The 14,299-nt window shown below is 70.7% G+C and carries 12 protein-coding genes; 8 read left to right on the top strand and 4 right to left on the bottom strand.

Annotated features, from left to right (window positions below; all coding sequences use genetic code 11):
• Window positions 1–4: 4 nt before the first annotated feature.
• Both IEX89_RS20695 and IEX89_RS20690 read left to right on the top strand, forming a co-directional pair.
• Window positions 5–436 (top strand): potassium channel family protein, encoded by a 432-nt coding sequence (locus tag IEX89_RS20695; RefSeq protein WP_188915164.1) that lies wholly within the window; start codon window positions 5–7, stop codon window positions 434–436.
• A gap of 152 nt (window positions 437–588) precedes the next feature.
• Window positions 589–1,311 carry an SDR family NAD(P)-dependent oxidoreductase gene (locus IEX89_RS20690; RefSeq protein WP_188915233.1) on the top strand — a complete coding sequence of 241 codons (723 nt, stop codon included), beginning with the start codon at window positions 589–591 and terminating at the stop codon, window positions 1,309–1,311.
• Between the two features lie 27 nt (window positions 1,312–1,338).
• Here IEX89_RS20690 and IEX89_RS20685 read toward each other — a convergent pair whose 3' ends face one another.
• On the bottom strand, window positions 1,339–2,301 hold the full coding sequence (locus tag IEX89_RS20685; RefSeq protein WP_188915163.1) for a lipid kinase: 963 nt from the start codon (window positions 2,299–2,301) through the stop codon (window positions 1,339–1,341).
• A gap of 171 nt (window positions 2,302–2,472) precedes the next feature.
• Here IEX89_RS20685 and IEX89_RS20680 point away from each other — a divergent pair, with 171 nt between their 5' ends.
• Window positions 2,473–3,960 (top strand): TrkH family potassium uptake protein, encoded by a 1,488-nt coding sequence (locus tag IEX89_RS20680; protein WP_188915162.1) that lies wholly within the window; start codon window positions 2,473–2,475, stop codon window positions 3,958–3,960.
• 9 nt (window positions 3,961–3,969) lie between these two features.
• Here IEX89_RS20680 and IEX89_RS20675 read toward each other — a convergent pair whose 3' ends face one another.
• Entirely contained in the window at window positions 3,970–4,929 is a 960-nt protein-coding gene (locus IEX89_RS20675) for a C45 family autoproteolytic acyltransferase/hydrolase (protein WP_188915161.1), read from the bottom strand.
• A gap of 141 nt (window positions 4,930–5,070) precedes the next feature.
• On the opposite strand from IEX89_RS20675, the gene IEX89_RS20670 reads away from it, so the two are divergent.
• A complete protein-coding gene (locus IEX89_RS20670; RefSeq protein ID WP_188915160.1) occupies window positions 5,071–5,994 on the top strand; it encodes an aldo/keto reductase in 924 nt (307 codons plus the stop codon).
• Window positions 5,995–6,012: 18 nt separating this feature from the next.
• Here the strand turns inward: IEX89_RS20670 and gghA are convergent, their stop codons facing one another.
• Window positions 6,013–8,412, bottom strand: a complete 2,400-nt coding sequence (gene gghA / locus IEX89_RS20665) for a glucosylglycerol hydrolase (RefSeq protein ID WP_188915159.1) — start codon at window positions 8,410–8,412, stop codon at window positions 6,013–6,015.
• Between the two features lie 135 nt (window positions 8,413–8,547).
• Between gghA and IEX89_RS20660 the strand changes: the two genes are divergently transcribed.
• Window positions 8,548–9,315 carry an alpha/beta fold hydrolase gene (locus IEX89_RS20660; protein WP_188915158.1) on the top strand — a complete coding sequence of 256 codons (768 nt, stop codon included), beginning with the start codon at window positions 8,548–8,550 and terminating at the stop codon, window positions 9,313–9,315.
• Entirely contained in the window at window positions 9,312–10,184 is an 873-nt protein-coding gene (locus tag IEX89_RS20655; protein WP_188915157.1) for an alpha/beta fold hydrolase, read from the top strand. The genes IEX89_RS20660 and IEX89_RS20655 overlap by 4 nt, the downstream gene beginning before the upstream one ends.
• Before the next feature lie 5 nt (window positions 10,185–10,189).
• On the opposite strand, the gene IEX89_RS20650 is transcribed toward IEX89_RS20655, so the two are convergent.
• Window positions 10,190–11,272 carry a COX15/CtaA family protein gene (locus tag IEX89_RS20650; protein ID WP_188915232.1) on the bottom strand — a complete coding sequence of 361 codons (1,083 nt, stop codon included), beginning with the start codon at window positions 11,270–11,272 and terminating at the stop codon, window positions 10,190–10,192.
• Between the two features lie 138 nt (window positions 11,273–11,410).
• Between IEX89_RS20650 and IEX89_RS20645 the strand changes: the two genes are divergently transcribed.
• Both IEX89_RS20645 and IEX89_RS20640 read left to right on the top strand, forming a co-directional pair.
• Window positions 11,411–11,620 carry a DUF2842 domain-containing protein gene (locus IEX89_RS20645; protein ID WP_188915156.1) on the top strand — a complete coding sequence of 70 codons (210 nt, stop codon included), beginning with the start codon at window positions 11,411–11,413 and terminating at the stop codon, window positions 11,618–11,620.
• A gap of 297 nt (window positions 11,621–11,917) precedes the next feature.
• Window positions 11,918–14,182, top strand: a complete 2,265-nt coding sequence (locus IEX89_RS20640; RefSeq protein ID WP_244645613.1) for a PAS domain-containing sensor histidine kinase — start codon at window positions 11,918–11,920, stop codon at window positions 14,180–14,182.
• Window positions 14,183–14,299: the final 117 nt, after the last annotated feature.

Genomic DNA, 14,299 nt, shown 5'->3' with positions numbered 1-14,299 from the left:
GCGCGTGCTTCCCACCCTCGCCATCGCGGCGGCGCTCGTGTGCGCCACCGTCCTCATCCATTACGAGATCCTGCGGCGCGCCTCGTGGGCCATTCCGCGGCTGCGCCTGCGCCGGCAGATCCGCGTCGTCGCCGTCATCGGCGCGGTGCTCGTCGCGCATCTCGTCGAGATCACCCTCTACGCCCTCGCCTACTGGGCCATGCACGACCATGCCGGGCTCGGGCGCCTCGAAGGCGCGCTCACGGGCGGCTTCGCGGATTTCCTGTACTTCTCGCTCACGAGCTACACCACGCTCGGCGTCGGCGACCTCTACCCGACGGGGCCGATGCGGCTCCTCTCCGGCATCGAGGCGCTCAACGGCCTCGTGCTGATCGGCTGGTCGGCCTCCTACACCTACCTCGCCATGGAGGAGTTCTGGGCCGACCGCACCTGGTGAGGTGCGCCGATCGCGCGGCCGCTCGCGCCTTCGTGCGCGGATGCATGCGGGGATCGCGTGGCAGCGACCTCGTTCCGTGCTAGTTTCCGCCGACGAATTCCCGCGAGGCTCCCGTGCCAGAAACCCGTATCTCCAACGCGCCCCGACGCGTCATGCTGCTGACCGGCGCCAGCCGCGGCATCGGCCACGCGACGGTCAAGCGCTTCTCCGCCGCCGGCTGGCGCGTCATCACCGCGTCGCGCCACGCCTTCCCCGAGAACTGCCCCTGGGCCATGGGCCCGGAGGACCATCTCCAGGTCGACCTGTCGAGCGCGGAGGACACCGTGCGCGCCATCGTCGACGTGCGCACGCGCCTGGAGATGGAAGGCTCGATGCTGCACGCGCTCGTCAACAATGCCGGCATCTCGCCCAAGGGCCCCGGCGGCGCGCGGCTGAACGCGCTCGAGACCTCCTTCGACACCTGGGCGCACGTCTTCCAGGTGAACCTGTTCGCCACGATGCTGCTGGCGCAGGGCCTGCGCGACGAGATCGTGCGCGCCAAGGGCTCGATCGTGAACGTCACCTCGATCGCCGGCTCGCGCGTGCACCCCTTCGCGGGCGCCGCCTACGCGACGTCGAAGGCCGCGCTCGCGGCGCTGACGCGGGAGCTCGCCGGCGATTTCGGGCCGCTGGGCGTGCGCGTCAACGCCATCTCGCCCGGCGAGATCGACACCTCGATCCTCTCGCCCGGCACGGACAAGATCGTCGAGCAGATCCCCATGCGCCGGCTCGGCACGACGGACGAGGTGGCGCGCGCCATCTACTTCCTGTGCACGGACCAGAGCTCCTACGTGAACGGCGCGGAGCTCCACATCAACGGCGGCCAGCACGTCTGAGCCGGCGCCGGCCCTCGCCCCCGGCGATCACGGCACGAAGACCGAGATCGCCTCGGGCAGGATGGAGAAGCGCGCGGGCGTCGTCGCCACGATCTCGCCGTCGGCGTTGACGTGGCGGGGCTTGCGCGTGCGCACCTCGAAATCCACCCCGCGCTGCGTGCGCACGTCCGCCCAGGCGCCGTGCGCGCCCTTGGCGAAGCAGCGCAGCATCAGCACCAGCCGCCAGACGTTCTTCATCTCCAGGCTGTAGAGATCGAGCGTGCCATCGTCGATGGTCGCGGTCTCCTCCACCACCATGCCGCCGCCGTAGAAGCGCCCGTTGCCGACGGCCACCTGGTAGGTCTTCGCCCGCGCCTCGCCCTCGGCCGAGAGGATCGTCGCGGTGAACGGCCGGGCGCGAAACGCCACGCCGAGCGCCGCGAGGGCATAGGCGAGCCGCCCCCAGATCCGCTTCCGGCGCTTGCAAAGGGCCTTGGCGAGATCCACCGAGAGGCCGATCGAGGCGACGTTGAGGAAGGGGCGGCCGTTCACGACGCCCAGATCGATGCGGTGCGTGCGCCCGCCGACGATCGCGCTCATGGCGGCGACGGGGTCCGGCGGCAGGCCGAGCGTGCGGGCGAAATCGTTGGCAGTGCCGCAGGGCGCGACCCCGAGCGGCAGGCCCGTCTCCAGGATGCCGGGAAGCGCCGCGTTGATCGTGCCGTCCCCGCCGCAGACGATCACCGCATCCATCCCCGGCGCGAGCCGGCGGATGTCGTCGGAGACTTCGCGGGCGGCCGAGAAGGTCTCGAGCACGACCGCGATGCCGTGCGCCTCGAGCGCGGCAGCGACGTCGTGCATGCAGTCCGCGCCCCGCCGGCTGTGCGGGTTGACGAGGACGAGGACGCGCGCGGGCTTGCGAGGAGCCGCGCCCTCGCCGTCAGAAGATGCGGAGGGCGCGCCGGCGCTCGCCTCCGCAGAGGCGGTATCCGGGGAAATGATGCGGGCCATCGGCGCGAAATCCTCGTGGGGGCTCGGGGTCTCTCGCCTCGATATGGCGCGCGTGCCCGCCCGGCGCCAGCCGCGCCGTGCGCGCGGAGCGATCTGCGCCGGCGAGCGTTGCCGTGTCCGTGTCCGCGCCAACGCGACAGGACGCGCGGAACGTGCAATGGAAGCGCCGCCATGACAGCCCGATCGAGACGTCTCGGATTCGCCATACCCGGCCTGAAGCCGGTCGCCTCGCTCGTGGGCGGGACGCTCGTCGCGCTCGCGGCGACGATGGCGCTTCCCATGGCCGTCGATCTGTGGGTCGAAAACCCGGACTGGCGCGCCTTCGCGATCTCCGCCCTCGTCACGGCGGCGGCGGGCGCGCTGATGATGGCGCTGGGGCGCGGCGGGCTGGAGGGCGGGCTGAGCATCCGCCAGGCCTTCGTGCTCACCCCCGCCTCATGGACGGCGGTGGCGTTGTTCGCGGCCCTGCCCCTCTACTTCTCTGATTACGCGCAGCTGCGCGACAGCTTCACCGACGCCTTCTTCGAATCCATGTCGGGCCTCACCACGACGGGCTCGACCGTGATCGTCGGCCTCGATTCCGCGCCGCCGGGCGTGCTCCTGTGGCGCGCGATCCTGCAATGGCTCGGCGGCATCGGCATCATCGCGACCGCCATCGCGATCCTTCCCGCGCTGGGGGTGGGCGGCATGCAGCTCTTCCGCACGGAGAGCTCGGACCGTTCAGAGAAGGTCCTGCCGCGCGTGCGCGACATCGCCGCCGCCATCGGCGCGGTCTACGTGGCGCTCACGTTCGTGTGCGCCGTGCTCTACTGGAGCGTGGAGATGACGCCCTTCGACGCCGTGGCGCACGCGCTGACCACGGTCTCGACGGGCGGGTATTCCACGACCGACCTGTCCATGGGCGGGTTCGGGCCGGCGACGCAGTGGATCGCGACGGTCTTCATGCTGGCGGGGGCGCTGCCCTTCGTCCTCTACGTGCGCCTCATGCGCGGCGAGGCCGAGATCTTCCGCGACAGCCAGGTGCGCACCCTCCTCGCGCTGCTCGTCGGGGTGACGGCGATCCTGTCGGGCTGGCTCGTGGCGACCCGCGGCTACGAGGAGGCGGAAGCGATCCGCCATGCCGCCTTCAACGTCGTCTCCGTGGTGACGACGACGGGCTACGCCTCGACGGACTATCTCGTCTGGGGCAATTTCGCGGTGGGCGCCTTCTTCGCGCTGACCTTCATCGGCGGCTGCACCGGCTCGACCTCGGGCGGCATGAAGATCTTCCGCTTCGAGATCATGGCGCAGATGCTGCGCTCGCATTTCCGCCGGCTGATCTACCCGCACGGCGTCTTCCCGCGCACCTATGCGGGGCGGCCGCTGCCCGACGACGTGGTCTCCTCCGTCGTCGTGTTCTTCTCGCTGTTCTTCATCTGCTACAGCCTGATCACCCTCGTCCTGATGGCGATCGGGCTCGACTTCGTCACCGCCATCAGCGCCTCGGTGACGGCGCTCTCGAACGTCGGGCCGGGGCTCGGGCCGATCATCGGACCCGCCGGCAATTTCGCGCCCCTGCCGGACGCGGCGAAATGGGTGCTCGCCTTCGCCATGCTGCTCGGGCGCCTCGAGCTGTTCACGGTGCTGATCCTGTTCACGCCCGGCTTCTGGAAGGCGTGAAGGGCGGGCTCAGCCCGGGATCTCGCGCGCGCCCTCCTCGAAGCGTGCGAAGCTCTGCGCCCAGGCGGGGCGATCGGGCCAGACGTAGTCGACGGCGCCCGCGGCGGGGCGATAGACCGCCGTGTAGAAGGTTCCCATCACGCCTGCATAGTCGCTCCGCAGGACCGGCGGGCGCAGGAAGGCCGCGAGGAGATCCGCGCGCGTCGTGCCGCGAGCCTCCCGCAGGCGGGTGAGGACATCGCAGCGCAGCACCGTCTCGCTCTGCGCATCCCCCGCCGGATGCTCGGGAGCGACCTGGTGGTTGGTGACCACCGGCCGATCGAGCACCACCGGCTCGCGATCGGGCGCGAGCATCGCCACCGCATGCGCGCCGCCGCGATCGAGCACGACGATGTTCGTCGCCATGACCGAGGGAATGCGGGTGAGCGCCGCGAGCGCCTCCTTCACCGTCGCGCAGGTCTCCAGCACGTAGCGCACGAGCCAGGGATTGCCGAAGCCCTCGCCGTGGACCGGCCGCCCGCCATAGGTGAGCGCGGCCGCGAGGCCGGCGTCGTTCATGCCGTCGAGCGCGCCGATGAGCGCCTCGCTCGAGGCGATGACGCTCGGGCCGCCGCTCCAGCGGCCGTGATGGAGCGTGCCCTCGTAGAAATCGGAGGTGAAGTCGTAATTGCGGATCATCACCGGCTCCTCCTCGGGCGAGATCGCGACGGAGCAGCCGGTGATCACGGGGGGCGGCGCCCAGCCCGTGAGGAAGGCGTGGGCGGCGGGATCGTCGCCGAGGAGGCCGCAGAGGTGATCGTGGAGCGCCACGAGCTCGGGCATGTGCCGCGCGAGCGCCGCACGCCGCGTCGCGAGCGGCGGATCGAAGGCCGCATCGCCCATCCAGGCGCGATAGCCCGGCCAGAGCGCCTCGAAGCGCGCGAGCCAGCGGTTTCCCGGCCGCTCCTCCGAGATGGCGACGAGCTGCATGGGCGTTCCTCCCTCGTCGCAAGGCTTACGGGAAATTTCCACGTCCCGGCAAGCGGCCCGCCCGGGCGAGATGCGGCTGCGGGGTTGCGGGATGCGTCCCGGGCCGATAGCTCGGGCGCGACGACAGGAAAAGGTGCTCTGATGGTCTCGCCCCACACGGTCTCGCGCCGAGCGCTCCATCCCAACGGCCCGACGCTCTCGCGTCTCGTCTGGGGCGCGTGGCGCGCGCGCGACGCCGCCGCGCTGGCCGAGCCCCAGGGGCTCGTGCGCATGATCGAAACCTGCCTCGAGCACGGCATCACCAGCTTCGACCACGCCGACATCTACGGCCAGTACCAGGTGGAGGCGCTGTTCGGGGACGCGCTGCGGCTCGACCCCGCCCTGAAGGGCCGCATGGAGATCGTGACGAAGTGCGACATCGCTCTCGTCTCCTCGGCCCGGCCGGGCAACCGGGTGAAGCACTACGACACCAGCGCGGCGCATATCCGCGCCTCGGTGGAGCGCTCGCTCGCGGCGCTCGGGGTGGAGCGCATCGACGTGCTGCTGCTCCACCGCCCAGACCCCTTGATGGACGCCGACGAGGTGGCGCGCACGCTCGAGATTCTCGTCGCCGAGGGCAAGATCGCGCATGCGGGCGTCTCGAACCACACGGTCGAGCAGATGCGTCTCCTCGCCTCGCGCCTGCCCTTCCCGCTGGTGACGAACCAGATCGAGCTCTCGGTCCTGCACACCGAGCCCTTGGAGAGCGGCATCCTCGATCATCTGCAGGCGGAGCGCATCGCGCCGATGATCTGGTCGCCGCTGGGCGGCGGGCGGCTGTTCGCGAGCCCGCCGGAGGGCGCGCTGGGACGCACCATGGCGGAGCTGTGCGAGAAGTATTCGCTCGCCGGGCCGGGCCCGCTCGCCATCGCCTGGCTGTTGCGCCTGCCCGTGCGCCCCGTGCCGGTGCTCGGCACGACGAGCCTGTCGCGCATCGGCGAGCTCGCCGCCGCCGACGCCGTCGAGATGGAGCGGCAGGACTGGTTCGCGCTGCTCGAGGCGGCGCGCGGACGCGCCGTCCCGTGAGACGGCGCGCGCGAGCCCTCAGCCGCGCCGGCGCGTGAACAGCACGGCCATGCTGTCGTGCAGGTCGATCGGCCCGCCCCTGTAATCCGCACCGATCGGCGGCGTCGCGAGCGCGACCTCCCAGCCGCCGCCATCGAGGCCCGGGATCGGCAGCTCCGTCGGCGAGAGGCCGAGGAGCGGCTTGCCCTCCAGATGCGCGACGACGAAGACCTGCTCGCCGTCGGGCCCGTGCCGCAGGGAGCGGAACGCGACGGAGCCACGCGTCGGGGCCTGGTAGTCGAAATGGTCGCTCGGCCCCAGCGCCCCGCGCAGCCACGGCCGCGCGATGCGGAACTCGCGCAAGGCCAGCATGTATTCCGTATGCGCCTCGCCCAGCCTGTCGAGGTATTTCGAGACGTTGCAATAGTCGTGCATGTCGTCCATCCACGCGCGTGCGATGGTCTTGAGCATGCGCGCCGTGAAGGGCGATGGACCTTCGAGCGGCGGGTCGACCTCGTTCAACAGCTTGGCCATCACGTCGAGATCGTAGTCGGTGACGTCGACCAGCGCCGTGACGATGCGGAAGAAGCGATCGAGCCCGTCGCGGTCGGAGAAGCCGAGGTCCTTGAGGCGCGTGAACGAGCCCGGCAGCGAATAGGTGTAGTCGTCCACCTGCCAGCCGAGCGAGACCGCCTCCTCCGCCACGATCTTCACGCCCCAGCGATCGTCCTGGTTGCGGATGAAGCCCCAGGAGGCCCGCGCCATCGCGTTGAGAAAGTCCATCGGCACGCCCGGGAAGGCGGCGTAGGTGAGCATCTGCACGGCGGGATGGTCGTAGGCCTTGTCGAGGATCTCCATGCGCGTGTCGCCGAGACGCGTGTTGATGTTGAGCTTGGGGTTGATCTGCGTGCCGCGCCGGAGCGTGTCGTGGTTGGCGCAGCCCGAGATCCAGTTTTGCCCGTGGCGCAGGATCTCCTCGATGCGCCAGAACTTGGTGAGCCAGAACGTATAGAGGAACGGCGTGTTGTGGGCGAAGGTCAGCGGGCCCCACTGGAAGACGTCGTCGTCGCGCTGGCTCTCGATCACGGCGCGGTAGGTGGAGGACAGTTCCCAATCCTCCTCGGGCCAGGGCCGGCCGTCCTCGAAGATGAACCAGGGCCGATAGCGGCGCCCCGCCACCTCCTGCACGACGTCGGACATCTCCTGGAGATACTCGTCGTCGTGGCGCAGCACCTGCGCGTCCGCGTCCCACCACTTGAAGTCCTGGGCGCCGTCGACGCGAACGGCGTCCGCGCCGTAATTCACCTTGCGCCGCTGCATCTCGAGCAGGATCGCCCGCACCATCGGGTTGCGATAGTTGACGTTCTGGCCGTACATGTTCGGCCCGGCGAAGTAATGGTAGCTGAGGACGTCGAGGCCCTGATTGTCCGAATGCCCGAAGACGACGTCGAAGACGAGCTTCTTGGGGCGTCCGGGGAAGTTGTGCAGCGCGCAGGCGAGATCGACGAGCTCGTCGGGGCGCCCCGTCTCGAGCAGCGCCGGGTTCACCGCCGCCATGCCGGAGATGACGATATCGTAGCCCCAGTTCGTCGTGTCGGGACGGCGCAGGTCGACGACGAGCCGCGCGTCGTCCTCGGGCTCTCCGTCGGGCGTGTCCTCCTCGGCCCAGAAGGCGGGCCCCGCCTCGTAGACGGTGGTGGGCTCGACGGGCAGCAGCTGGATCGCCTCGTAGCCGAGGAAGATGCGGTCCGCGGGCGCGAGCGGCACGTCGTGACGCACGCGATCCGCGAGCGTCTCGATGTGGCGCGTCAGGCCTGCCAGGGTCATCGAGGAAGTCGCCGTGGGCGCGTGGATCTGCAGGATGTTCGTCGCCGGCCCCAGCTTGACGGGGTCTCCCTCGGGCAGAGCCGCCCAATAGGCCGCGTCCGTGCGCGCGGCGAGCATCGCCTCGACGTCGTAATACTCCGCCGGCGCGAACACGCCGAAGGGCAGCGAGGCGGCGAGCGGATCGTAGATCCGCGTCCAGGTGTTCTCGGCGTCGCGCCAGACCAGCGAATAGAAGCTGCCGATCGCCTCGCGCGTGCCCGGACGCATGCCGGAGATGGCCGCGACGCAGTAGTTCTCGATGCGCGTGATCGGCACGCGGGTGCGGTGGAAGGCCATTGTCTGACGGGCGCGGGAGAGGACGAGATCCTCCTCCGGGTCGAGCACCTCGATGAAGACGTCGCCCTCCGGCACGCGCCGCTCGAGCAGCTCCGGGGCCCAGAACACGACCTCGCAGACGTCGCCGGCGCGGTGCGCACCGAGCCGTGCCGCGACGACGCGCGCGGTCTCGTAGGCGGGGCGATGGGTCTGCAGCTCGTCCTGGATCCAGGCGACGAGGCGCTCGGTCGCGGCCTCGTCGCGCCGCACGGCGCTGGCGGAGGTGGTGGCGTCCATTCGGGTCTCCTATGATGAAAGCGAGGCTAGCGGCGTAAGCCCGGATGTCCACCCCCGGCCGCGCTTTTGCGCGAATTGCCCTCGCGCGCTCCCCGCACTACCCTCGCGCCCCCGCAACCAGCCCCACCGGACCCGATGCAGACCTTCTCCTCCGACGGCGTCGAGATCGCCTATCTCGACCTCGCCCCCACGGGCGAGGATCGCGGCGAGCCGATCGTCCTCGTCCACGGCTTCGCCTCGAACCACGCGGTGAACTGGGTCAACACGATGTGGACGAAGACGCTGACGCATGCCGGGCGGCGCGTGATCGCGCTCGACAATCGCGGCCACGGGGCGAGCGAGAAGCTCTACGAGCCGGAGGCCTACGGTTCTCTGGTGATGGCGCGCGACGTGCTGAACCTGATGGACCATCTCGGCCTCGAGCGCGCCGACGTGATGGGCTATTCCATGGGCGCGCGGATCACCGCGCATCTCGCGCTCGCCGCGCCCGAGCGCGTGCGCGCGGCGCTGCTGGGCGGGCTCGGCATCCATCTCGTCGAGGGCGTGGGCCTGCCGCTGGGTATCGCGGACGCCATGGAGGCGCCCTCCCTCGACGTCCTCACCGACCCCATGCAGCGCATGTTCCGCGCCTTCGCCGAGCAGACGAAGAGCGATTTGCGGGCGCTCGCCGCCTGCATCCGCGGCTCGCGCCAGACGCTGACGCGCGAGGAGGTCGCCTCGCTGCGCCCGCCCGTCCTCGTCTCGGTCGGCACGAAGGACGACGTCGCAGGCTCCGGGCCGGCGCTCGCGGCGCTGATCCCGGCCGCGCAGGCGCTCGACATCGAAGGCCGCGACCACAATCTCGCGGTGGGCGACAAGACCCACAAGGCCGGCGTGCTGGCCTTCCTGGAGGCGCGGCCGTGATCGCGGGGACCCTCGCCTTCACCGGCGCCGCCGGGAACCGCCTCGTCGCGAGCGTCTTCGGCGAAGGCCCGCGCTCGGTCCTTCTCCTCCATGGCGGCGGGCAGACGCGTCACGCCTGGGAGGAGACGGCGAAGCGCCTCGCCGCAGAGGGCTGGCGGGCTTTGTGCCTCGACCAGCGCGGTCACGGCGACAGCGAGCGCGCGCCCGACGGCGCCTATTCCTTCCTCGCCTTCGCGGCGGACGCGGCTCATGTGGGCCGCTCGCTGGCGCGGGAGGGCGACGTGCCCGTCGCGATCGGCGCGTCGCTCGGCGGCATCGCCTCGCTGCTCGCGCTCGGCGAGACGCCGGCGGGGGCCGACGCGCCCTTCCGAGGTCTCGTCCTAGTGGACATCGTTCCGCGGATGGACCCGCGCGGCGTCGACAAGATCCAGGGCTTCATGCGAGCCCACGCCCGCGAGGGTTTCGCCTCGATCGAGGCGGCCGCCGACGCGGTGGCCGCCTACCTCCCCCACCGCCCGCGCCCGCGCTCGCTCGACGGGCTGCGCAAGAACCTGCGGCTCAGCGAGGACGGACGCTGGCGCTGGCACTGGGACCCCGCCTTCCTCGACGGCCCCGCCTCCGTCAATGCCGATTGGGAGCACGCGGAAGCGCGCCTCCACCACGCGACCCGCACGCTCTGCGTGCCGACGCTGCTCGTGCGCGGCGGCTCGAGCGAGCTCGTCACGCCCGAGGCCGCAAAGGACTTCCTCGCCATGGCCCCCGATGCGGAATTCGTCGACGTGGCGGAGGCCCGCCACATGGTCGCGGGCGACGCCAACGACGTGTTCGCCGACGCGGTGACGGGCTTCCTCGCGCGGCGGCTGGGCTGACGCGCTCAGCCCGCGCGCGCGTCCCGCGCAGCGCGCAGGTGCGCCACGGCCATGATCAGCAGGATCATCGCCAGCACCTGGTGGGCGAGGCCCGCCCAGAGCGGCACGACGAGCAGCAGCGTCACGATGCCGAGCACGGCCTGCGCGCTCGTCAGCCCCGCGAGGGCGACGGCGCGCTTCGCCGCCGACGTCGCGGGCCCTGCCCGCCAGGCCTGGACCGCGTGCCAGATCGCGAAGGCGAGGAGCGCGTAGGCCACGAGACGGTGATTCAGCTGCACGAGCGCGACGTTGTCGACGAAGTTCTCGATCAGCGGATCGACGGCGAACAGGGTCGCGAGCGGCGGGGAAAAGCCGCCGTCCATCAGCGGCCAGGTGTTGAAGGTGAAGCCCGCCCGCGAGCCCGCGACGAGGCCGCCGAGCGCGATCTGCAGGAAGACGAGCGCCACCAGGATCTTCGCGCCGCGCGCGAGCGCGGGAGAGACGGGCGCGCGCTCGCGGGTCGAGAGGCCGGTCGCCACCCAGGCGAGGAGCGCGAGGATCACGCTCGCGATGGTGAGGTGCGCGGTCAGCTTGATCGGCGCCACCGCCGTCATGCCGGGCTCCAGCCCCGACGCCACCATGATCCAGCCGACGGTCGCCTGGAGCCCGCCCAGCGCGCCGATGAAGAGGAGGCCGCCGGCGAGGCGCGTCGTCACCGCGCCCTTCAGCCAGAAGAAGATCAGCGGAATGAAGAAGACCACGCCGAGCAGGCGCCCCAGTTGCCGGTGTCCCCACTCCCACCAGTAGATGAACTGGAACTCGGCGAGGCTCATGCCGGCATTGAGCAGGCGATACTGGTCGATCTGCCGGTACTTCTCGAACTCCGCGAGCCACGCCTCGTGCGAGAGCGGCGGCAGCGCGCCGGTGACGGGCTTCCATTCCGTGATCGAGAGGCCCGATCCGGTCAGCCGCGTCGCGCCGCCGACGGCGACCATGGCGACGACGAGGAGGACGAGGGTCCACACCCAGGTGCGCACGGCGGCGGCGAGGCGGCCGTCGGCGTCGGCAGAGGGGGCGGCGGAAGGGCTTGCGGCGGCGAGCGTGGTCATTCCCGGCATCGAAACTCTCGCTGCGCACGGGCCGCGTCAGTCCGCGCGCTTGATCCTCGGTCTTTCGCCGCACATAGAGGGTGCGCGCGCCCCGCGCCAGCCCACGCAACGCCGCACCCGCGGCCTGGACGAAGACACATGACGCAGCGGACCCGCAAGCTCATCGGCACGATCGTCATCATCCTGTTCGTGATGATCTACGGCCCCGTCGCGATGACGCTGGCCGACAGCCGCATCGCCGAGCTTCCCGGCATCGGCCAGGCCGTCGTCTACATGCTGCTCGGCCTCGTGTGGGTGGTCCCGGTCCTGCCGCTCATCAAGTGGATGCAGAGGCCGGACGAGGCGTGAACGGCGCCGTACGCGCGGTCTCTCCCGTCGCAACGATTCACCGGTCGCAAGCGTGGATTCCATGGTCTCGCGCATGCACAAGAACAAAACGTGTTCGTAACGGCAGCGGCCGGATTGAAAAAGTTAAGTGTTTCTGAACGGCGACCCTGGACAAATTTCGCGAACACGATTCTATTGTTACCGATTCGGGTAGATGCGGCACGTCTCCCCGAACGAGACGTCAACGGAACCTGAGGGGGAGTCTGCATTATGGCAGGTGCAGACACCACGTGCGCTGCTGCGCGCGCGGGAACGATATTGGGCGTCGCACGCTCCCTGGGGCATCCGGCGCTGGGCCGGCTCGATCGAGCCGACCCCTGGCTGCGGCTCGCCGTTCCCATCCTGCTCGTCTTCTTCCTCGGCGCGCTCGTCACGAGCGCCTGGATGCAGTCCCGGGACGGGCGTCTCGAGGCGTTGGCCAAGGCGGCGATCGAGATCGACGTCATCGCGAGCTTCGCGGCGCTCGACCTCGCGCGCCTCGGCGCCACCGCCGAGCGCGAGCGCATCGAGGCGGGCCTCCTCGCCGTCGCGGCGGATCTTCCAGAGGCGACGCTCATCCGGGGCCGGGTGCTGCTGGCGGCGAACGCCGAGGGTGCGATCCTCGCGGCCCACCCGCCCCAGCCCATGCTTCCCGCGACCCTCGTCGAGGTGCTCGGCGAGGCGCAGCCCCTCTCCGCCTTCGCCGATCGCGCCGGCGTCATGACGATCCTGCGGCCCGACGGCTCGGAAGCCATCGCCACGGTTCGCACCGTGGAGAACGCGCCGGCGCTGCGCATCGCCCTCGTCCAGCCCGTCGACGCCGTGCTCGCGCCCTGGCGCGCCCGCTCGTCGGGCCAGATGACGCTGCTCGCCGCAACCATCGTCGTGCTGGCGGGTCTCGGCGCCGCCTACTTCCTCCAGGCGAACCGCGCGCGCGCCGCCGACAACGTCTGCGAGAAGGTCTCCCGGCGCATCGATTCGGCCCTCTCCCGCGGCCGCTGCGGGCTGTGGGACTGGGACATCGCCCGCGGGCGGATCTACTGGTCGGACTCGATGTACGAGCTGCTGGGCTACACCCGCGCCGACGAGTTCATGTCCTTCGGCGACGTGAACGCCATGATCCACCCCGACGACAGCGACTTCTACGCGCTCGCCGACGAGCTCGCCGCCTCGCGCGCCACCATCGTCGATCACGAGTTCCGCATCCGCGACGTCAACGGCGCCTGGGTCTGGCTGCGGGCCCGCGCCGAGCTCGTCCAGGACCGCGACGACGACGGCTGCCACCTCGTCGGCATCGCCGTGGACATCACCGAGCAGCGCCGCCTCGCCGAGGCGAGCGCGGCCGCCGACATCCGCCTGCGCGACGCCGTCGACGCGATCTCCGAGGCCTTCGTGCTGTGGGACGCGGACAACCGGCTCGTGCTGTGCAATTCCAAGTTCCGCCGCCTGCACGACCTCACGCCGGACATCGCCGCGCCGGGCCGCACCTATGCAGAAGTGATGCGCTCGGGCCGCCAGCCCATCGTCGCCCACGAGATCCTGCGCGAGGAGCGCCCCGAGCACGGCGCACGCACCTTCGAGGCGGAGCTCGCCGACGGGCGCTGGCTGCAGATCTCCGAGCGCCGCACCAACGACGGCGGTTACGTCTCGGTGGGCACCGACATCACCACGCTCAAGCGCCACGAGGAGCGCCTGCTCGAGAGCGAGCGGCGGCTCAAGCAGACGGTCGCGGACCTGCGCGTGTCCCGCCAGAAGCTCGAGGCGCAGGCCCAGCAGCTCGCCGACCTAGCCGAGCGCTACCTCGAGCAGAAGGCCGAGGCCGAGGGCGCGAGCCGCGCCAAGTCCGAGTTCCTCGCCAACATGAGCCACGAGCTGCGCACGCCCCTCAACGCCATCATCGGCTTCGCCGAGGTGATGGAGCAGGGCGTCTTCGGTGCGCTGGGCTCGCCGAAATACGGCGATTATTGCAAGGACATCCGCTCGTCGGGCGAGTACCTGCTCTCGGTCATCAACGACATCCTCGACATGTCGCGCATCGAGGCGGGGCGGATCATGCTCGAGAAGCGCGACGTCGTCCTGCCCGAGGTGGTGGATCGCGCGACGCGCATGGTCGCCGAGCTCGCCCGCGCCAAGAACCTCGCCCTCGTCGTCGACGCACAGGCCGACGTGCATCTCCACGCCGACGAGCGCGCGCTCCAGCAGATCCTGGTCAACCTCCTGCAGAACGCGGTGAAGTTCACCCCCGAGCACGGCCGCATCGTGGTGCGCAGCCGCCTCGTGGGCGATGCGGTCAACGTCTATGTCGAGGACACCGGCATCGGCATCCCGAGCGAGGCGATGAAGCGTATCGGTCGCCCGTTCGAGCAGGTCGAGATGGAATATTCCAAGACCTACCAGGGCTCCGGGCTGGGGCTCGCCATCGCCAAGTCGCTGGCCGAGCTCCACGGAGGCTCGCTGCGCATCCGCTCGCAGGTCTCGATCGGGACGGTGGTCATGGTCCACCTCCCCCTGAACGGCGGCCACGTCCTCTCCCGCGCCGCGTGAGCGCCGGCCGCGCTCGATACCTCCCCGCAGAGAGGTGGGCCGCGAAGCGGACCGGTGGGGGCGAGCGGTTCCGGAACGGGGATCGACGTCCGCGGCCCGGGCGTTACCCCTCCCAAC

Source organism: Salinarimonas ramus (assembly GCF_014645695.1).
Lineage (GTDB): Bacteria > Pseudomonadota > Alphaproteobacteria > Rhizobiales > Beijerinckiaceae > Salinarimonas > Salinarimonas ramus.
Note: the sequence above shows the minus strand (reverse complement) of the source record. Positions and strands in the feature narration are given on the sequence as shown.

Excerpts from the sequence above, each read along its gene's own strand:
- IEX89_RS20650 (WP_188915232.1), bottom strand. The coding sequence starts at position 11,272 with ATGACCACGCTCGCCGCCGCAAGCCCTTCCGCCGCCCCCTCTGCCGAC.
- IEX89_RS20685 (WP_188915163.1), bottom strand. The coding sequence starts at position 2,301 with ATGGCCCGCATCATTTCCCCGGATACCGCCTCTGCGGAGGCGAGCGCC.
- IEX89_RS20660 (WP_188915158.1), top strand. The coding sequence starts at position 8,548 with ATGCAGACCTTCTCCTCCGACGGCGTCGAGATCGCCTATCTCGACCTC.
- IEX89_RS20675 (WP_188915161.1), bottom strand. The coding sequence starts at position 4,929 with ATGCAGCTCGTCGCCATCTCGGAGGAGCGGCCGGGAAACCGCTGGCTC.
- IEX89_RS20670 (WP_188915160.1), top strand. The coding sequence starts at position 5,071 with ATGGTCTCGCCCCACACGGTCTCGCGCCGAGCGCTCCATCCCAACGGC.
- gghA (WP_188915159.1), bottom strand. The coding sequence starts at position 8,412 with ATGGACGCCACCACCTCCGCCAGCGCCGTGCGGCGCGACGAGGCCGCG.
- IEX89_RS20690 (WP_188915233.1), top strand. The coding sequence starts at position 589 with ATGCTGCTGACCGGCGCCAGCCGCGGCATCGGCCACGCGACGGTCAAG.
- IEX89_RS20680 (WP_188915162.1), top strand. The coding sequence starts at position 2,473 with ATGACAGCCCGATCGAGACGTCTCGGATTCGCCATACCCGGCCTGAAG.
- IEX89_RS20645 (WP_188915156.1), top strand. The coding sequence starts at position 11,411 with ATGACGCAGCGGACCCGCAAGCTCATCGGCACGATCGTCATCATCCTG.